Source organism: Paraburkholderia susongensis (assembly GCF_900177725.1).
Lineage (GTDB): Bacteria > Pseudomonadota > Gammaproteobacteria > Burkholderiales > Burkholderiaceae > Paraburkholderia > Paraburkholderia susongensis.
This window is the reverse complement of sequence record NZ_FXAT01000004.1, coordinates 641840-659480: the sequence shown is the minus strand read 5'-3', so window position 1 is coordinate 659480 and position 17641 is coordinate 641840. Positions and strand designations below refer to the sequence as shown.

The 17641-nt window shown below is 62.3% G+C and carries 17 protein-coding genes; 7 read left to right on the top strand and 10 right to left on the bottom strand.

Annotated features, from left to right (window positions below):
* Positions 1–9: 9 nt before the first annotated feature.
* On the top strand, positions 10–1479 hold the full coding sequence (rng, locus tag B9Z01_RS15815; protein WP_085484580.1) for a ribonuclease G: 1470 nt from the start codon (positions 10–12) through the stop codon (positions 1477–1479).
* Between the two features lie 72 nt (positions 1480–1551).
* On the opposite strand, the gene B9Z01_RS15810 is transcribed toward rng, so the two are convergent.
* Together B9Z01_RS15810 and B9Z01_RS15805 are read right to left on the bottom strand one after the other, a co-directional pair.
* Entirely contained in the window at positions 1552–2160 is a 609-nt protein-coding gene (locus tag B9Z01_RS15810) for a fumarate hydratase C-terminal domain-containing protein (protein WP_085484578.1), read from the bottom strand.
* Positions 2157–3035 carry a fumarate hydratase gene (locus tag B9Z01_RS15805; protein ID WP_085484576.1) on the bottom strand — a complete coding sequence of 293 codons (879 nt, stop codon included), beginning with the start codon at positions 3033–3035 and terminating at the stop codon, positions 2157–2159. Before B9Z01_RS15805 ends, B9Z01_RS15810 begins: the two co-directional genes overlap by 4 nt.
* Before the next feature lie 154 nt (positions 3036–3189).
* Here B9Z01_RS15805 and B9Z01_RS15800 point away from each other — a divergent pair, with 154 nt between their 5' ends.
* Positions 3190–4188, top strand: coding sequence for a ketopantoate reductase family protein (locus tag B9Z01_RS15800; protein ID WP_085484574.1), 999 nt, complete (start codon positions 3190–3192; stop codon positions 4186–4188).
* Positions 4189–4215: 27 nt separating this feature from the next.
* On the opposite strand, the gene B9Z01_RS15795 is transcribed toward B9Z01_RS15800, so the two are convergent.
* The 4 genes from B9Z01_RS15795 to B9Z01_RS15780 are packed head-to-tail and all read right to left on the bottom strand — an operon-like array spanning position 4216 to position 7906.
* On the bottom strand, positions 4216–5031 hold the full coding sequence (locus tag B9Z01_RS15795; RefSeq protein ID WP_085484572.1) for a cupin domain-containing protein: 816 nt from the start codon (positions 5029–5031) through the stop codon (positions 4216–4218).
* 24 nt (positions 5032–5055) lie between these two features.
* Positions 5056–5682 (bottom strand): flavin reductase family protein, encoded by a 627-nt coding sequence (locus B9Z01_RS15790; protein WP_085484570.1) that lies wholly within the window; start codon positions 5680–5682, stop codon positions 5056–5058.
* A gap of 29 nt (positions 5683–5711) precedes the next feature.
* Positions 5712–6674, bottom strand: a complete 963-nt coding sequence (locus B9Z01_RS15785; protein WP_085484568.1) for an amidohydrolase family protein — start codon at positions 6672–6674, stop codon at positions 5712–5714.
* Between the two features lie 53 nt (positions 6675–6727).
* Positions 6728–7906: a porin gene (locus B9Z01_RS15780; protein WP_085484566.1), complete on the bottom strand. Its 1179-nt coding sequence runs from the start codon at positions 7904–7906 to the stop codon at positions 6728–6730.
* 386 nt (positions 7907–8292) lie between these two features.
* Here B9Z01_RS15780 and B9Z01_RS15775 point away from each other — a divergent pair, with 386 nt between their 5' ends.
* From B9Z01_RS15775 to B9Z01_RS15765, 3 genes are all read left to right on the top strand, one after another.
* Complete coding sequence (locus tag B9Z01_RS15775; protein WP_085484564.1) at positions 8293–9612, top strand: MFS transporter; 1320 nt, start codon at positions 8293–8295, stop codon at positions 9610–9612.
* 39 nt (positions 9613–9651) lie between these two features.
* Positions 9652–10368, top strand: coding sequence for an HpcH/HpaI aldolase family protein (locus B9Z01_RS15770; protein ID WP_085484562.1), 717 nt, complete (start codon positions 9652–9654; stop codon positions 10366–10368).
* Between the two features lie 116 nt (positions 10369–10484).
* The gene (locus B9Z01_RS15765) at positions 10485–11246 is read left to right on the top strand and encodes a DNA-binding transcriptional regulator (RefSeq protein ID WP_085484560.1); all 762 of its coding nucleotides are present in this window, start codon (positions 10485–10487) and stop codon (positions 11244–11246) included.
* Positions 11247–11326: 80 nt separating this feature from the next.
* On the opposite strand, the gene B9Z01_RS15760 is transcribed toward B9Z01_RS15765, so the two are convergent.
* The 4 genes from B9Z01_RS15760 to B9Z01_RS15745 all read right to left on the bottom strand — a co-directional run bounded on the left by B9Z01_RS15760 (position 11327) and on the right by B9Z01_RS15745 (position 16249).
* Positions 11327–12775: an aromatic amino acid ammonia-lyase gene (locus B9Z01_RS15760; protein ID WP_085484558.1), complete on the bottom strand. Its 1449-nt coding sequence runs from the start codon at positions 12773–12775 to the stop codon at positions 11327–11329.
* 121 nt (positions 12776–12896) lie between these two features.
* Complete coding sequence (locus B9Z01_RS15755; protein ID WP_085484556.1) at positions 12897–14243, bottom strand: MFS transporter; 1347 nt, start codon at positions 14241–14243, stop codon at positions 12897–12899.
* A 452-nt stretch (positions 14244–14695) separates the two neighbouring features.
* Complete coding sequence (locus B9Z01_RS15750; RefSeq protein ID WP_085484554.1) at positions 14696–15505, bottom strand: mechanosensitive ion channel family protein; 810 nt, start codon at positions 15503–15505, stop codon at positions 14696–14698.
* A gap of 243 nt (positions 15506–15748) precedes the next feature.
* Positions 15749–16249, bottom strand: coding sequence for a GAF domain-containing protein (locus B9Z01_RS15745; protein WP_085484802.1), 501 nt, complete (start codon positions 16247–16249; stop codon positions 15749–15751).
* A 372-nt stretch (positions 16250–16621) separates the two neighbouring features.
* Between B9Z01_RS15745 and B9Z01_RS15740 the strand changes: the two genes are divergently transcribed.
* The gene (locus tag B9Z01_RS15740; RefSeq protein WP_085484552.1) at positions 16622–17119 is read left to right on the top strand and encodes a hypothetical protein; all 498 of its coding nucleotides are present in this window, start codon (positions 16622–16624) and stop codon (positions 17117–17119) included.
* A 98-nt stretch (positions 17120–17217) separates the two neighbouring features.
* Complete coding sequence (locus B9Z01_RS15735; protein WP_244196029.1) at positions 17218–17625, top strand: hypothetical protein; 408 nt, start codon at positions 17218–17220, stop codon at positions 17623–17625.
* Positions 17626–17641: the final 16 nt, after the last annotated feature.

Below are 17641 nucleotides of genomic sequence, written 5' to 3'. Positions count from 1 at the left end.
AACAACACCATGAATGAAGAAATCCTGATTAATGTCACGCCGCAAGAAACGCGCGTCGCGCTCGTTCAACAAGGCGCCGTCCAGGAACTTCATGTCGAACGGACGCTGTCGCGCGGGCGCGTCGGCAATGTCTATCTCGGCAAGGTCGTGCGAGTGCTGCCGGGCATGCAGTCGGCATTCATCGACATCGGCCTCGAACGCGCCGCGTTCCTTCATGTCGCCGATATCTGGCATCCGCGCATTGCGGGCGAAGCACAGCATCAAACGCCGCATCAGCCGATCGAAAAGATCGTCTTCGAAGGTCAGACGCTAATGGTGCAGGTCGTGAAAGACCCGATCGGCACGAAGGGCGCGCGTCTGTCCACGCAGGTCAGCATCGCCGGGCGCACGCTCGTGTATCTGCCGCAGGAGCCGCATATCGGCATCTCGCAGAAGATCGAAAGCGAAGCCGAGCGCGAGGCCGTGCGCGCGCGTCTGACCGCCGTGCTGCCCGCCGACGAGAAAGGCGGCTACATCGTGCGCACGATCGCAGAGGATGCAACGAGCGAAGAGCTCGCCGCCGACGTCGCGTATCTGCGCAAGACATGGGCGACGATTCTGTCGCAGGGGCAGCGCATGCCGCCCACGAGCCTGCTCTACCAGGATCTGAATCTCGCGCAGCGCGTGCTGCGCGATTTCGTTAACGATGAAACGTCGCGCATTCAGGTCGATTCGCGCGAGACGCATCAAATGCTCGCCGATTTCGCGGCGGAGTTTACGCCGGCGGTGTCGTCGAAGCTGCATCACTACACGGGCGAACGGCCGCTTTTCGATCTGTACAACATCGAGGCCGAGATTCAGCGCGCGTTGTCGCGCCGCGTGGATCTGAAGTCGGGCGGTTATCTCGTGATCGATCAGACCGAGGCGATGACCACGATCGACGTGAACACCGGCGGTTATGTCGGCGCGCGCAACTTCGACGACACGATCTTCAAGACCAACCTCGAAGCCGCGCATACGATCGCGCGGCAATTGCGGCTGCGCAATCTGGGCGGCGTCATCATCATCGATTTCATCGATATGGAAAACACCGAGCATCGCGACCAGGTGCTTGGCGAATTGAAGAAGGCGTTGTCGCGCGATCGCACGCGCGTGACCGTGAATGGCTTCTCGCAACTTGGGCTCGTGGAGATGACGCGCAAGCGCACGCGCGAATCGCTCGCGCATGTGCTGTGCGAGCCATGTCCGGTTTGCCAGGGCAAGGGGCAGGTGAAGACCGCGCGTACCGTTTGCTATGACGTGCTGCGCGAGATTCTGCGTGAGTCGCGGCAGTTCAATCCGCGCGAGTTCCGCGTGGTGGCGTCGCAGCAGGTGATCGATCTGTTTCTTGAAGAAGAATCGCAGCACCTTGCGATGCTGATCGATTTCATCGGCAAGCCGGTGTCGTTGCAGGTGGAGTCGAATTTGAGTCAGGAGCAGTACGATATTGTTCTGATGTAGGTCCACCAGGAGCCGACGTGTTCCTGGAAGGCGAACTTTTTGCAATCATTCGCCCCCAGTTCAAACTTCGCATCAACGATGCCCAAGCTCGCCGACGATCGACGGCATGCGTTCGACCGCCCGCTCATGCAACTGCGTATAGAGGCTGTTGCCTAGTGCGTCGATCGCGACGGTCGCCGGTCCGAGCTGCTCGACCTCGAGCGTCAGCAGCCTGAACTGCGAGATATATTCCGTCCAGTTCATGGCAACGACCCGGCGGAGCGCACGCGACAGCAGATTCAGCCCCCCGCCGGGAAACGACAGATACGCGCATCCGCAATCGCGCAGCGCCATCGCACTGGCATCGTCGAGCCCGCCTTTCCCGCCGACGAGCCGCACACCGAGGCCGCGGATCAGCGTCGGCATCCAGGGGGTGTAGCGCGTGCTGGTGCTCGGGTTCAAATAAAGCGCCTCCGGCCCGTCCGGTGTCTCGTTCACATACGTGCTCAGATGAAAGAACGCCCCGTCGCGCAGATCGACCGGCAGCGGCGCGCCGTCCTCGATCGCCTGCGCGAGACGCTTGTGCGTCGGCAGCCCGATGCTGACGGTGATCTCCCCCGTCAGCCGTACCATGTCGCCGAGCCGCAGATCGAGCACCTGCTCACGAGTCAGCGGCAATGTCAGATCGTGTACGCGGCTCATCGTCCGCCCTCCAGAAATTCGACACGGCCGTCGCCATAGATGCGAGCGGCCGTGCGACGGTTGATCCAGCAGTTGAAACAGACGGCGACGGGCACGAAGCCGTGACTCGCGGCGTAGTCGATATGGACCGCCATCGCAGTCGTGTCGCCGCCCGTGCCCATCGGCCCGAAGCCCATCTTATTGATCGCGTCGAGTAGACGCTGCTCCATCTTCGCGAGCATGGGCTCCGGATTGGTTTGCCCGAACGGCCGCAGCATCTGCTCCTTCGCGAGCCGCGCGGCATAGTCGAACGTGCCGCCGATACCGACACCGATCACCAGCGGCAGACACGGTTGCGAACCCGCACGCAGCATCGTGTCGAGTACGAAGCGCTCGATCTGGTCATGGGTCGGATAGACGAACGCGTCAATCGCCTCCCAGCGTCCCGTCCCCATCGCCTTCGGCGAACAGACGATGTCGACGTAGTCCGCGTCGTCGATCAGATCGAAGCTGACTATCGGCATGTCCTTGCCCGCGTAGCTGCGCTCGTGCGTGAGCGGATTGGTCACCATCTTCAGGATCGGCGGCGAGATCGACGCCACGAGCTCGGCGAAGCCGTCCCGGATCGCCGCCCGCACCGGCCCGTCGAATTGCACGCGCGTACCGATCTTGATGCTGTACGTCGGAATGCCGACGTCGCTGCACACGAGCGAATCGTCGCGGCGCGCACCGTCGGCGCTCTCGACGAGGATCTTCAGCGTCGTCCGTCCGGTCGGATTCGTTTCGCGCTCCGAAGCATTCTGCAAGAACGCGCGCGTATCGTCGGGAATCGTCTTTAGCGAACGCTCGTAGAGTTGCGCGGTGACGCGTTTCAGCGTCGCACTGTCAATCGACATCTCGAGTATTCCTTATATGAAATGAGGCGACGCGATGCACGGCAGACCCGCGGCAACGGCCGATTCCGCCAGGAGAAAAGCCGGCAGAAAACGCTCGGCGACCGAGGACATGCGCCGACAATGCGCAAACGCCAACGACTTGAAAACTTTTGTCATGAATGCATTTTCCCAACAGGCGCGCCGTATCGGCATCGTGGGCGCCGGTGCGATCGGCGGCCATTTCGCTGCCCGCCTCGCGCTCGCCGGTCATCAGGTGTCCGTGCTCGCGCGCGGCAACACGCTCGACGCGCTCGCCTCGTCGGGCCTGCGCTACACGAGCCCCGGCGAACCCCAGCGCACTATCGCGGTCAACGCGTGCGCCCGCGCCGACGAAATTGGACCGCAGGATCTCGTCGTGATCGCGCTGAAATCGTACGCGCTGCCAGCGCTCGCTGCATCGCTCGCGCCACTCGTTGGCACCGGCACCGTCGTGCTGCCGGTCGGCAACGGGCTGCCGTGGTGGTACTGCCTCGCGCCTGACCACCCGCTCCAGGGATTGCGGCTGACGAGCGTCGATCCGGACGGCGGCATCGACAGGGCACTGCCGTTCGCGCAGGTGCTCGGCGGCAGCGTGATGGCCTCGTGCAGTTCGCCCGCGCCCGGTGTCGTTCAGCATCACAGCGGCGGCCGGATCACACTCGGCGAACCGCGTGGCGGCGTCAGCGAGCGGGCCGCCTGCTGGGCGCGTATCCTGACGGACGCAGGTTTGCCGACCACCGCGAGCGACGACATCCGGCGCGACCTGTGGATCAAGCTGCTCGGCAATGCGTGCTCCAATCCGCTGAGCGTGCTCACGCAGGCCAGTACCGACCGCCTGCTCGACGATTCCCGCACACGCAGCATCTATGAACAGCTGATGACCGAGTGCCTCGCCATCGGCCGGCATGCGGGGCTCGCACTCGATATCGACGTAGCACAGCGCATCGCGCAAACGCGCGAACTCGGCGCTGTCAAGACTTCGATGCTGCGGGATCTTGAAGCGGGCCGCCCGCTCGAACTCGGCGCCATTCTCGGCGCGCCGCTCGAATGCGCGGCGCGGCTCGGCGTCGACGCTCCGCTGATGCGCACGGTGCTGGCGCTCGCGGCGCTGCGCGCGACGCCGGCGGTTACGTAACACGGACACGCGGCGCCCCGCTAGCGGTCAGTCGCGCACATAGTCGGCCGCGTTCGCGACCCAGCCCTTGCCGATGAAGTCATGGCGCGGCGGAGAAAACACGTCGATCAGCAAATGACGGCCGGCGCCGACTCCTTCCGTCGTGTGGATCAACTGCACCGGGACCGCAATCATCGATGCCGGCCCAGCTTCGAGATGCTCATCGTCGCGCCATGCATTCGCGTCCGCCCCCCACTGCACCCGCAAATGGTGGATGAAATGCCCTTCGATCGCGAGCGAGCCCTGCTCGAAATCCGCATGACTGTGCGGGCTCAGCTTCGAGCGATCGCGTGCATCCTGGTATTCGACCCAATTGATGCTGAGCGTGTCGGTCTGCAGCATCTTGAGCCTCGGCTTGTCGGCGGGCGGCGTGATGTCGTCTATCCCGATCACCTGCAATTCTCCCGCGCTGCGCGTGCGCCGATAGCCGGCGTCGCTGCCGACGATCCGCAAGTCGGGCTCGTCGTAGTCCGCCGAGTTGCACGCGGCATCGGTCGACAGGTCCGGACGCGACGACGCAATCAGCACCGCGCGGCTGCCGTCTGCCGGCCGCACACTCACGTTGCCCGCGGGCACCACGCAGACGCTGCGCCCCGGCACCGGCTGCGCGGGGCCGTCGCCGATACGCACTTCGGCACCGTCATCGGGAAGCAGCAACATCATTTCGCGCGAGCTCGTCGCATTGAACGCGGCACCGTCGCCCTGCAGCCATTGAACGAAGAAATTCTGGCCGCGCGCAACCGCGCCCGGCGCCAGATCGTAAACGGCGGTGCTCCGCACGCCGGTATCGGTCGAAATCGTCATATCGGAATCCTTACTTGTAGGAAATCAGTTATTGCGCGGGCTCGGACGGCCCAATTCATCGAGTCGCCCGACGGTCGCGTAGCGATTGCCGTCGAGGCGTGTCAGCGGCTCGGCGAGCACCGTATCGAAGCGGCCGTCCGCGCCGACGAAGCGCTCGTCGAGATGCACACCGACGACGCGTCCGAACACGACCCGGCTGAACGTCTCGCCCGGCCCGGTCGGCTCGATGTCGAGAATCCGCAGCAGCCGGCACTCCATGCTCGCGGGCGAGGCGGCGACGCGCGGTGGCTTCACCAGAACGCTCGGGGCCTTCTCGAGCCCGGCCAGCTCGAATTCGTCGGTTCCGTATGGGGCGTCGATCGAACTCATGTTCATCGGCTCACGCAGGTTCCATGTCACGAGATTCGTGACGAATTCGCCCGTCTCGCGGATGTTGGTCACGGTGTCCTTTTCATGCCGGTCGGCTGGCGCATTGCATGAAAACATCACGACGGGCGGCGCGGTCGACACGAGATTGAAGTGCGAGAACGGCGCGAGATTCACCTGCCCGTTACCGTTAATCGTGCTGATCCAGCCGATCGGCCGCGGCGCGACGATCGCGTTGAACAGCGTGCGCTTGAAGCCTGGCGTTTTCGCCGGGTCGAGAAACATCGATATCTCCTTTTCAGATCTGGGTCGCGTCAACCGCGCAGGCCGCCTTTCACGAACACGGCCTTGCCGGTTTCGTACAACACCGCGTGACGTTCCACTTCGGTCAGTAGCGCGGTCGCGCCGAGAATCCGCTGCACCATATCCCGATACGTACCCGACGACGTACCGATATCCGAGCCCCACATGATCCGGTCTGCGCCGAACATGTCGACCGCACGGCGCAGCGCCTGGTCCGCCGGCGTATCCGTCTCGCGATAGATGTCGAGATTGATCGACGTGAACTTGAAAAAGATGTTCGGCTCGGCCGCAAGCGGCTCGAAGCGGGAGTCGAAGCCGAAGTTGTCATCCTCGACCTCCGGTTCGAGCATGTGGTCGAGTACCACGCGCAGACGAGGGAATCGCCGCGCGAGCGCGATGATCGCCTGCACCGACGGCCCACCGCCGCCCGCGGCGAGCACTTCGATGTCCATCACGATTCCGTGTTCGTTCGCGACGGCCCACGTCTGCAGCGCGCGCGGCGAATCCAGCCACGGCATCGTACCGTCGGGCTCGCGGCCGCCGAACAGGCGCACGCCGGCCAGGCCGTGCTTTTCAACGTAGCTGCGCACGAGCGACGGCGTGTGCTCGTCCTCGGCGTCGAGAATCACGACAGCCGAGAAAGTGTCCGGATGCGCGTCGGACGAGTCGAGAATATAGCTATTGTCGTATCGGTAGACCATCCGCTTCTGGACCGCAACGGCTTCGACGACACCCGCTTCGCGCATCCACGGCAGCATTCGCGTTACGTCCGGCACTTCGTTGATCGGGTTCGGGCCGTGCTTGCCGCCCGGTAGACCGATCACACCCGGCAGGCGCGGCGGCGCATTCGGCGAGCGTTTCATCGGATTACGCGGGTAGCGCGTCATGTCGTCCGCAACGAGGTGCGCGTGCGAATCGAACAGCTTGACAGTTTGGCCGGAAGAACCAGCCGCTACGGGTTGCGTGGAACGCATGTCATCTCCATTCAAATACAGGTTGCTTCGTGACGCCGGGCCTTGGCCGGCGTCTAGAACAGGTGTCGGATTCCGACGGTAAAGCCAGTCTGCGTGTCGCTCGCCGACGGCGTCGCGGACGTCAACGCAGCAACCGCGCGATGCCCGGTCGAGTCGTATCCCGCCGCCTTCTCGTGCAGCACCACGCAGTAGAGGTCGGTCCTCTTCGAGAGTGCATAGTTTGCACCGAGATTCCATTGCTGATAGCTCGCGCCGCTTTGTCCGTTGAAAGAACTGGCGCGCGTATACGCATACGCAAGACCGAACTGCAGCGCCGGTGTCAGCCGGTACTTCAGGTTCGCCTCCGCGGTGTTGAACGTCACGCTCCGGCCGACTTCGCTCGCGGGCAGTGTGGCGCCCGCGACGGCGGTCGCGCCGAGATCTGCGAACTTCGTATTCGTGTAGATCCCGCCAAGAGTGAACTTGCCGATGTCGTACGACGTGCCGGCGCCGAACACCTGCTGCGAGCCCGCTGTCGCGTAGCCGCTGAAGACAGGGCTCGAGATGTTATTGCCAGTCGCGCTGCTGGTCGCATTGTTGCCGAACAGCGAATAGTTCGGATTCTTAACGAACAGATAGGCGGCCGCGAGCTTGAACGGTCCTTGCGCGTAGTCTGCGCCGGCCGAGATCATCCCGTTGCGGGTCACATCGCCGGCGACCCCGCCAAGGCTGTAGGTCGCACTAACCTGCAGGCCGCGATACCGCGGGCTCACATACTTGATCGCATTGTTCGCACGCTCTGTGCCGTCGACGTCGTCGAGGCCGCCAGGGTGATACCCCCAGCCCGCGCCGCGCGCCGCCCAGTCGCTGCCAGCCTCGAAAGGCCCGAGATAGCTCGACAGCGTCAGGTATTGGCGGCCGAGCGTGACCGTACCGAACGGCGTGCCGAGCCCGACGAAGGCCTGCCGGCCAAACATCAGGCCGGCCTGCAACGCGCCCGTCGTCGTCGTGAAGCCGTTTTCCAACGTGAAAACGGCGCGATAGCCGCCGCCGAGATCCTCGCTACCGGTGATGCCAAAGCGCGACGCGCTTTCGTTGCCGCCCGCGATGGCGGACTGCGACTTGCCGCCCGCATTGCTGTTGTAGCGATAGCCGGCATCGACAATGCCGTAGAGCGTCACGCTGCTCTGCGCGTGAGCGGTACACGCGATCCCACATGCTGCGGCAGCGATCAGCGTCAACGATGTTTTCATGGTGTCTCCTCGTATTGTCATGGCCCGTTCGCGACGGGCGCTGCGGTCATCGATGCGGGGTCCTGGGTCCGGGCCCGCCCAGTTCGACGCGACGTATGGTTCCACGCACGCCGCGGCGAGCCAAGCGCGTTTCGATAACATTTCGCAGCACGAAAAGCGAGGTGCCTGGCGGTCTTCCTGGTGGTCCTTTGTCCTCTGGGGATTGATCCCATGGATTTCACCGTGCGAAATCCATGGGATTCGCGCTGGTGAGCGAAATAGGCGCGGCGTAGTATTGCCCGCCGTGGGCCGAGCACATTCCGGCACGGCCCCGCTCTCACACAAAAAGAGCCGGCGTTACACCGGGCGACCGCGCGGTGCAGCCGGTACGCCCCGTTGGAGGAGACATGGAGATTTCACTGGCCGCAACGGCCAATCCGGTTGCCGAGTACGACGAGCGCCTGATCCGGCGCGTCTGGTGGAAAATCATGCCGCTTGTCATGGTGACCTACCTGGTATCGGTCGTCGACAAGATGAACGTCAGCTTCGCGAAGCTGCAGATGGTCCACCAGATTGGCCTGAGCGAGACGGCTTACGGCCTCGCGTCATCGCTCTTCTTCATCGGCTACCTGATCTTCGAGATTCCGAGCGCGCTCGGCGTCCACCGTTTCGGCGCACCGAAATGGATCTTCCGGATCATGCTGAGCTGGGGGATCGCGACGGTGCTGCTCGCTTACACGTCGTCGGGCTCGATGTTCGCCGCGCTGCGCTTTCTCGTCGGCGCGGCGGAAGCGGGCCTGTATCCGGGCCTCGTCTATTACCTGACCGTCTGGCTGCCGCGCCGTTACCAGGTGCGCGCGGTCGCGCTGCTGACACTCGGCAGCGCGCTCGGCAACATGCTCGGCTCCGCATTTGGCGGGATGCTGCTGTCGCTCGACGGCACGCTGAATCACGCGGGCTGGCAGTGGGTGTTCATCGTGACGGGCGCGTTCGCACTCGTGCTCTCGCCGATCGTGCTGTTGTGCCTGCCGCGGAGCATCGAGACCGCGCGCTTCCTCGAGCCGGGCGACCGCGCCCGCCTCGCGAAGATGGTCACCGACGAAGCGCCGTCGACGAACCACGAAGGCACCGTCTGGACTGTGCTGCGCGATCCCGTCGTGATGGCATTCGCGCTCGGCTACACGCTGCTGCTGACGTCGCTGTACGGGATCATCTACTGGCTGCCGACCGTCATCAAGGGATTCGGCGTGTCGAGTTCGCTCAACGGCCTTTTGACGATGCTTCCGTGGGCGCTGACCGCAGTGCTTCTGCTGACCGTGCCACGGATGCTGAAGCGCGATAGCGAGGTGCGCGTCGCCGCCGCCGCGATCGGCACGATCGGCTGCGTCGCGTTCGTCGTCAGCCTGCTCGTCAGCGATCCCGTGTACCGCTACATCGCACTCGTGTTGGGCACGCCGTGCACGTCGCTGCTGCTGCCGTGCTTCTGGTCGTTGCCGTCCAAATACTTCAGCGGCCGGCGCGCCGCCGCGAGCCTCGCCGCGATCAGCAGCATCGGCAACTTCGGCGGCTTCCTCGCACAGAACGCGATGCCGTGGATCGGCAAAACGCTCGGCCATGCCAGCTACGCCATGCTGCTGCCCGCGCTGTGTTTGCTGCTCCTCGGCGGCACTGCGTTCGCGATGGAACTCGCGAACCGCCGCGCGCCTGTCAACCCGTCCGCGCTCTGATCCGGCGCGCGCCCTTCGCTTTCACCGGCCCTCATCGTCATGCACGGCACCACACACCAGATCGGCACTTTCGTCAAAACCGGCGCACCACAGATCATCGAGATCCTCGGCGGCGCTGGCCTCCATTTCGCGGTCATCGATGCCGAACATGCACCGTTCGACCGCAGCACACTCGACATCATGGTGATCGCCGCGCGCTCGGTCGGGCTGCCGCTATTCGTCAGAATTCCCGACATGCAGGCGGCAACGATCCAGTCGGCGCTCGATCTCGGCGTGTCGGGCCTGCTCGTGCCGCACGTCGACTCGGGTGACGACGCGCGCCGTCTCGTCGCCCGTACGCGCTTTCTGGACGGGGAGCGCGGCTTCTCGAGCTCGCCGCGCTTCGCCGGCTACGGCGCGATGGGCATGAAACGCGCCGTCGATGCGGGCAACAGCACGACCGTCATCTGTCAGATCGAGAGCCGCGCCGGCTGCGCCGCCGCCCGCGAGATCGCCGACGTCGACGGCGTCGCGGGCCTCTTCGTCGGGCGCGCGGATCTCGCTCTGTCGTTCGGTCTGACTGATGCCCGCGCACCCGACGTGATGCGGGCGACCGTCGACGTGCTCGCCATCGCGAGAGACGTCGGCAAGACGGGCGGCGTCGCGCTTGGCGACGCACGCGAATGCGAAGAATTCGCGCAGATGGGCGCGACCTGGTTCGTGATCGGCTCGGACCAGTCACTGCTGCGCAAAGGCGCGCTCGGGCTGATGGCCTGACGCGGCACATGCCGGTACGCCGGCGAAACTGCGATAATTCGTGTTTCTTCACAGGGCATGGGCTGTTCCTTTACGGCTCCCGCAATGTCCGCCGGACCACTGATCAGAGCGACACAATGGCGGAACGAGACTCGTCGATCCGCGCAGTCGAGCGGGCCATCACCCTGCTGCGCGCGCTAAACCAGATGCCCGTCTCGACGCTCGACGGCCTGCATCAGCTGACATTGCTGCCGAAGCCGACGCTGGTCAGGCTGCTGCGTACGTTCGAAGAGTTGGGACTCGTCGCGCGCGGCGCGCGGCCCGGAGAATACCGGCTGCTCGACGGCGTCAACGCACTGAATTCGGGGTATCACCACGTGCCGCGCGTCGTCGAGATCGCTGGGCCGCTCGTGCGCGAGTTGACCGAAGAAATCAAATGGCCGATCGCCGTCGGGATGCTCGACGTCGATGCGCTCGTCGTCCGTTACAGCACGATCCCGTATTCGCCGTTGTCGTTGCTGCACTCATCGATCAACATGCGGCTGAGCCTCGTGTCACGCGCCCTTGGCCGCGCGTATCTCGCATTCTGCTCGGCCGACGAGCAGGAGATGCTGCTGGAAATCGTCCGGCAGAGCCATCACCCCGAAGACCGCCTTGCGCAGGACCACAAGGCGGTGCAGGCAATGCTCGCCGAAACCCTGCAGCGCGGCTACGCGCTGCGCGACTCGACCGTGCGCCCGGTGTCCGGCACGCTCGCGGTACCAGTGATGGCAAACGAATTCGTGGTCGCGTCGATTGGGCTCACATGGTTCTCGTCGGCACTGACGGTCGACAAGGTCGTCGAGCGCTACTTCGGCCGGCTGCGCGACGTGTCGAAGCGGATCTCGGCGCAGCTATAGGCCCGACCGTCACGGCGCACCACTGCGCCATCGTCCAGCGGCCTGCCGAGCTGGCCGCGCTGACTCGATGACTCGCTGACTCACGACGCCACGGTGGTCAGGTCGTATTCCCGCTCGTCGAGCGCCGCGAGGAGCGGCGCCGGATGAGGCACCCGCTCGCGGCCGGCCGCATAAGGCACGAGGCTGCGGACGAATTTAAACAGCTTGCCCGTCGAGACGCCGAGCGGCGTCGCCTGGCGTATTTCGACAGCCTGGGCCGCGACCATGAGTTCCATCGCCAGCAGCGAGCGGCAGAGCTCCACTGTTTCCCGCGCGCGCCGCGCCGCGACGGTCGCCATACTGGCACGGTCGAGATTACCGTTCGAATGGCTCGAACTGGCAAGCTCGATGACCGTGGGCGCCGCGAGCAGCCGTACCTCGGAAGCCAGCGACTTGTGGAATTGCGCCATACCGTTGAAGCCGGGTAGTCCAACACCGTCTTCCTCGATCAGCCCCACCGGCAGTCCGGACCAGAACGAATCGGTCAGCTTTGCGACCCGTTCCGTGGAACTGGTGACGACAGGTGAAAATGCCAGTCTGAGCGTGTCGAGCGACATCGACAGCGACAGCATGTCGAAGTTGGCCACCGATATCAGCGTCTCGTCCTCGATCGACACGACGGGGTTGTTCTGACTGGCATTGAGTTCGATGGCAATCTGCTTGTCCGCGAACGCGAAACAGTCGAACGCATTCCCCAATGTGATCGGCAGCGAGCGAAAGCAAAGAGGATCCTGCAGATGACGAGGTCCGTCGCTGCCCAGAATGTAGCTGCCTTCGAGCCGGGCGCGAATCGACCCGGCCGCGAATCGCAGTCCTTCGAATGGTCGTGAACGGACGGCGGCAGGCGAAAGGATGGATGGATTGGCGGCAAAACCCTCCATACTCAGCGCGCAGGCAATCGTCCATGAGTTCAGCAGGCGCCGGAGGTCATCGATCGCGATCGCGGCGAGGCCGAGCGAAAGCGCACTGGAATTGAGAAGCGCGAGTGCTTCGCCCGAGGTCAGCGTGAGTTCCGAGTACAAGTCCAGAGCGAGATCCGCCATAGGCGACATGTCGCTCTGGCCGATTGATCCCCACACATGAACGCGAAACGTGCGGCGGCTGTTGAGCGCGTCGACGAGCATGGTAGCCAATACCGGGCGTACGCCAAGCCGACCCGAGGCCATCGAATTCAGGAGAATAACCAGCATCGCGCGCACGACTTCGTCCGGTGCCGTGGGGCCGTGACCGAAGTTATGAGTCTCGAGAAGCCGGCGATTGAATTCTTCGATCCGCGCCGTCTCCAGCGGAACGCCGGTCTTCGCGCCGACACTCGTAGTCACGCCATACACACGATCGCCGCGGCTTACTGCCCGCTCGACCACCTGCCGGGCGGCCTGCATGCATTCCACGGCTTCCTGGGCAAGCGCGACAGGAGCGTGGAACCGTGCAATCTCCACTACCTTTCGCGCACTCAGAGTTTCACCGTCAATCAGCACCGTTTTGTTCATTGAAAACTATTCCTGGTTTGTACGGTTCGCATGAATCTGCAATTCATGCGGCTGTCACTCGAGGACAGCGATGTGAAATGAGGTTCGGCGGTTGATGCCACACTTGCGCCAGAAACCGATGCTATGCCTTGCGAACAGACTGCACGCCATCCCGCATGAGATCGACGTCCTGCGCAGCGGAGCCTACGTCGAGACGGGCGGCCGGCAACGACTTCCAGTCTCCCTCCCGGTAGAATCGCAGTGAAATCGCGCCCAGCACCAGGAACCCGACGAGATAGTGAGCGGGCATTAATGGATCGCCAGTTTTGGCAACCAGCCACGTCAGCAGGAACGGTGTAAATCCGCCCAGCACGGAAGCAGCCAGGTTATAGGTAATGGACAGACCTGTCGAGCGCAGGTGAGTCGGGAACAGTTCGGCGAGCGTTGTCGATACCGGGCCGAGCGTGGCTGCCATCAGCAACGCAAACAACAATTCGACCATCATCAGGGAAGAGGTCGTTGGGTGCCTGGTCAGCCAGATGAACGCTGGATAGATGACGATCGCGAAGACCACGAGCGCTACCGCCATGATTTTCTTTCTGCCGATTTTATCGGACAGATGGCCAAAACATGGAACAAGCATCATTCTCACAAGGAGTGCCACCGTCAGCACCATAAACGGCGCATTGGCCGGGGTCCTGAGTGATTGAACCGCATAGATGGGAAGGTACGCGATCAGCACGTAGACCATGATGTTCGTCACCGCGCTCAATGCGAAGGATACGAACATCTCCGCGGGGTAGTGACGGAAGATCTGCGAGATCGAAACTTTCTCTGCTTTTGCCTCCGCCAGGAATACGGCGGGATCCTCCATATTCCGGCGAATGTAAAAGCCGATCGGTCCAATGATTAAACCGACCACGAACGGAATACGCCATGCCCACGACTCCAACGCCTCCGCGGTGAAAACGCTTGTCAGCAGAGCGCCCATGAGGGTTGCCAGGAATACGCCGATCGATTGCGAGAACATCTGCCAACTGCCATAGAAACCGCGTCGATGAGGTGGCGCGTACTCGATCAACAGCGCAGTGGCGCTGCCGAACTCCCCGCCAACCGAGATGCCTTGCAGAATCCGCGAAACAACGACGATGATAGGCGCAATGATGCCGACTTGATGATAGGTCGGCGAGAACGCCAGCATCGCAGTCGAAACGAGCATTAGCAGAATTACGAAAGACAAGGCCGCTTTCCTGCCGACCCGATCCGCGTAGAGACCAATTGCAATGCCCGCAATAGGTCTAATAATAAAACCGATACCGAAAGTAGCCGTGGTCAACAGCATGGGAGCGACGGAGCCATCGCTCGGGAAGAACTGTTTGGCGATAATGACAGACAGATACCCGAAAATCAGAAAATCGTACCATTCCAATGCATTGCCGATCGTGGACGCGACCACGGCTTTCCACCTTGCCCCTTTATTGACTGACACCTTTGTCTCCTGAATTTCGATGGATTTGAGCGGCTATGGCGTGCTTTGCGTTTTTCGCTAGTAGAACAAGACAGTCCGCAGTGACATTGTGGGTTGAGCACGACGTTCGGCCCGTCACAAAAGTTAGCGCGACAAAAGGCATTCGCCGATCGCGATATCTATAAGCGCAAACGAGGTGGCAATACATGCGGGCACTGGGCGTAAGGAGTCGATATATCTTTGAATTACATCGCACGCCGCAAATGACGAAAAAGCAGTTTCCCGTGTGAAGGCCCCTCCATCTGGTGGATACTAAGCGGAGCTATGCTGCGATCCAAGCGCAATTCATTACTATTCCGGCACGCGAAATGGGCACCCGGACCCGGGTCTCCAGGAAGGTTGGGAGTGTCTGAATTTTTATGTGTAAGGCAGATAAAAGCCTGCCGTATGGCGGGCCATCAATTTCCCGCCCCCTACGCCGCCACCTCGCACCCCGCCTCCTCCAACGCCACCTGCGCCCGCTCCTGCAAATCCCCATCCGCGAGCGAGGCATCGGGCGTGCGCACCCACGCTGCAATCCGCAGCGTCGCGCCGCCGTCCTCGGGATAGCCGGCCACCGTCACAACCGGCGCGAGTGTCGCCCCGCTCAGCACACGCGGCTCTTCGGCAACGAGCTTCTGCAACTGCCCGATCGCGGCATCCACGTCCTTACGCTGCGCGAGTTCCACCTCGACCTCGATGCGCCGCGTGCCGCCGCTGCTGTAGTTGATGACCGGATTGCTCCAGATCTGGCTATTCGGCACGAACACGGCGTTGCCGTCACCACGCTCGATACGTGTCGTGAACAACCCGACCTCGCGCACGATGCCGGCCGCCGCGCCGCTGCCTTCGATCACGTCGCCGACGCGAAATGGCCGCAGCAAAAGCAGCATCATGCCGGCCGCGATGTTCTGCAACGTGCCTTGCAGCGCGAGACCGATCGCGAGACCGGCCGCGCCGAGCACCGCCAGCACGCTCGCGGTGGCGATGCCGACTTCACCTAACGCCGCGATGAACACGAGCACGCGCACGGCCCACATGCCCATCGCCGCGAGCATCGGCGCGAGCGTGGGGTCCGCTTGCGTGTGCGCGAGCGCTTTGGCGAACATCGACCCGACACGGTTCGATAGCCACCAGCCGATCACGAGGATCAGCACGGCCAGCGCGATATGAGCAGCGTCGTGCGTCAGCGTGACGAGCAGCGACGGCTGAAGATGAAAGAGACGGGAGAAGAGATCGTTCATCGTCGTGTTGTTCCATGGCGTTTCCTGACGCAGGCGGAGCAGGATTTGTTCCTGTCCGTCGCCTTACAGCGCGAGGTACGCCGCTTGCGTCGCGCGGAAAACGGTTTGCGCAGAGCGCGCACTGCTTGCAGCACGCTTTCGGCGGGAGGTTTGCGCGGTTATGCCCATAAAAAAAGCCCGCGGCGAGAGGACTCGCCGCGGGCGCTGGTACAACGAATTTCGCTCAGGGAATCCTCAGGAAAACTACACGCCACGCGGCAACGCCGCTTCAATGAACACCGCGCACAGCGCTTCCATCCCCTTTGCATCTTCTTCGTCGAAGCGCGCGATGACCGGGCTATCCACATCCCACACGCCGATCAGCGTGCCGTCCGGTGCGACGAGCGGCACGACGATTTCCGATTGCGACGCCGAGTCGCACGCGATATGGCCGGGAAACTCGTGCACGTCGCGCACGACCTGCGTTTTGCGGGTTTGCGCGGCCGTGCCGCACACGCCCTTGCCGAGCGGAATGCGTACACACGCGGGCTTGCCCTGGAACGGGCCGACCACCAGTTCACGGCCATCGTGAAAGTAAAAGCCGGCCCAGTTCAGATCGCTCAACGAATGAAACACGAAAGCGGAAAAATTCGCGGCATTGGCGATCCAGTCGGTTTCGCCGGCGAGCAGCGAGCGCGCCTGCGCGACCAGTTCGTCGTATTGCGCGGCTTTGGGCAGATGGGAGGGGGAGGAAACTTCGAACATGACGGCGTCCGTGATGAAAGCGGAAAGAGGAACGGCAAGGGGTGCAGTGTAAAGCAAGCGGCCGATCCTTACCGCCGCGATCGGCAGGCGCACTTCAACCAACGAATCGACCAGCACTGATCCGCCGCGCTGTCCGCTACCCTGCGTTTTTTTGGATTTCCCTTTAGATCCTATGAGGGCAGCAAAAACTTTGGGCCTACGCCCATTGTTCACCGAGTCCACATTCGATTAGCCTGACCTTTTTGGCACCTGTGAGATAAATGGAAAATGCCATGGTCGTATCTGCAAGGCACCGGAAATCTTTCATTTAATGGAGAACGCGTTGAACGCGCTTACTCTGGCGCTGCAACCGGTAAAACTAGAGGTCGTTCAATGAAACACGCATCCGGTTTCTTGTTCGCATTCACCCTGGCCTTGGCCTGCATCTGCTCGGCAGCCAGCGCGAGTTCTGAGACAAATCCGTTCGCCCTTGCCAAGCTAATACACGACGAAGGCGCGAAGGCGGTGGTAAGGGGAATGTCCGAATCGGAATGGAATGACGTGCTAACCCATATCGACTCCGGTAATCCTGCATGGGTCGCACTTGTCCCGAAGCTGGCGGAGGGGACAGACAGCGGAAATTCCGAAGATCTTGGAATCGGCCTGGCTTACGCGCTCCCCAAAAATCCGAGAGCGGTTCTAAGGGCCATTGACCCCAACAACGGGCCGGTGCTGGGCGTCAATCGCCTTTGCTCCGCACCGTTCATTGAAGACACCGTTCCGGATATCCCCGCCTACATCAAACGCGCCAAAGCTGCGCTAGACAAGGTCCGCGACTCCTCGTTGCAGGACGTCAAAAAGGCTTGTCTGGCGGAACTGGCGAAGCCGTAAGCGGCGTGTTACGGCACTGACCCCAAGCGCCATTGCGAACCGGTGAGTTGCTAATCGGCGCGTTGCCGAGTCACGCCTTTTTAGATCAGGAATTTATGATGCCTCTCACTAAACACCTTGCTTGCCTGGTGTCAGTCGCCATCTTATCGAAGATGGCCGTATCGAAAACCAACCCTGAATGCCTGGAGCATCTCGGCGGCGGTTATGGAGATGCAGAGTGCTATCAAGGCTTGAGTGTTGATATTGCGGTAGAGAACAAGCGACTTTATAAGAGCATTAGAGCGAGCATTCCAGCTAACAACGTTCATACGATACTGCTCGATGAGTACATGAAAGCGCAGGATGATTCGATCAGATACTGTGAGTTGCAACGCGATTCGGGTGATGGATGGGAGACGAAACACGATGGTTCAATGTATCCAGCCATATATCAACAGTGCATTTATGATGCTCGAAAGGCACAGAATAAATTTCTCAATAACATACTGACGATGACTAAGTGGTGAGATGCAGCCCCGCTTC

Excerpts from the sequence above, each read along its gene's own strand:
- B9Z01_RS15750 (WP_085484554.1), bottom strand. The coding sequence starts at position 15,505 with ATGAACGATCTCTTCTCCCGTCTCTTTCATCTTCAGCCGTCGCTGCTC.
- B9Z01_RS15745 (WP_085484802.1), bottom strand. The coding sequence starts at position 16,249 with ATGTTCGAAGTTTCCTCCCCCTCCCATCTGCCCAAAGCCGCGCAATAC.
- B9Z01_RS15775 (WP_085484564.1), top strand. The coding sequence starts at position 8,293 with ATGGAGATTTCACTGGCCGCAACGGCCAATCCGGTTGCCGAGTACGAC.
- B9Z01_RS15810 (WP_085484578.1), bottom strand. The coding sequence starts at position 2,160 with ATGAGCCGCGTACACGATCTGACATTGCCGCTGACTCGTGAGCAGGTG.
- B9Z01_RS15735 (WP_244196029.1), top strand. The coding sequence starts at position 17,218 with ATGCCTCTCACTAAACACCTTGCTTGCCTGGTGTCAGTCGCCATCTTA.
- B9Z01_RS15795 (WP_085484572.1), bottom strand. The coding sequence starts at position 5,031 with ATGACGATTTCGACCGATACCGGCGTGCGGAGCACCGCCGTTTACGAT.
- B9Z01_RS15760 (WP_085484558.1), bottom strand. The coding sequence starts at position 12,775 with ATGAACAAAACGGTGCTGATTGACGGTGAAACTCTGAGTGCGCGAAAG.
- B9Z01_RS15790 (WP_085484570.1), bottom strand. The coding sequence starts at position 5,682 with ATGTTTCTCGACCCGGCGAAAACGCCAGGCTTCAAGCGCACGCTGTTC.
- B9Z01_RS15785 (WP_085484568.1), bottom strand. The coding sequence starts at position 6,674 with ATGCGTTCCACGCAACCCGTAGCGGCTGGTTCTTCCGGCCAAACTGTC.
- B9Z01_RS15800 (WP_085484574.1), top strand. The coding sequence starts at position 3,190 with ATGAATGCATTTTCCCAACAGGCGCGCCGTATCGGCATCGTGGGCGCC.
- B9Z01_RS15780 (WP_085484566.1), bottom strand. The coding sequence starts at position 7,906 with ATGAAAACATCGTTGACGCTGATCGCTGCCGCAGCATGTGGGATCGCG.
- B9Z01_RS15805 (WP_085484576.1), bottom strand. The coding sequence starts at position 3,035 with ATGTCGATTGACAGTGCGACGCTGAAACGCGTCACCGCGCAACTCTAC.
- B9Z01_RS15770 (WP_085484562.1), top strand. The coding sequence starts at position 9,652 with ATGCACGGCACCACACACCAGATCGGCACTTTCGTCAAAACCGGCGCA.
- B9Z01_RS15765 (WP_085484560.1), top strand. The coding sequence starts at position 10,485 with ATGGCGGAACGAGACTCGTCGATCCGCGCAGTCGAGCGGGCCATCACC.
- B9Z01_RS15740 (WP_085484552.1), top strand. The coding sequence starts at position 16,622 with ATGAAACACGCATCCGGTTTCTTGTTCGCATTCACCCTGGCCTTGGCC.
- rng (WP_085484580.1), top strand. The coding sequence starts at position 10 with ATGAATGAAGAAATCCTGATTAATGTCACGCCGCAAGAAACGCGCGTC.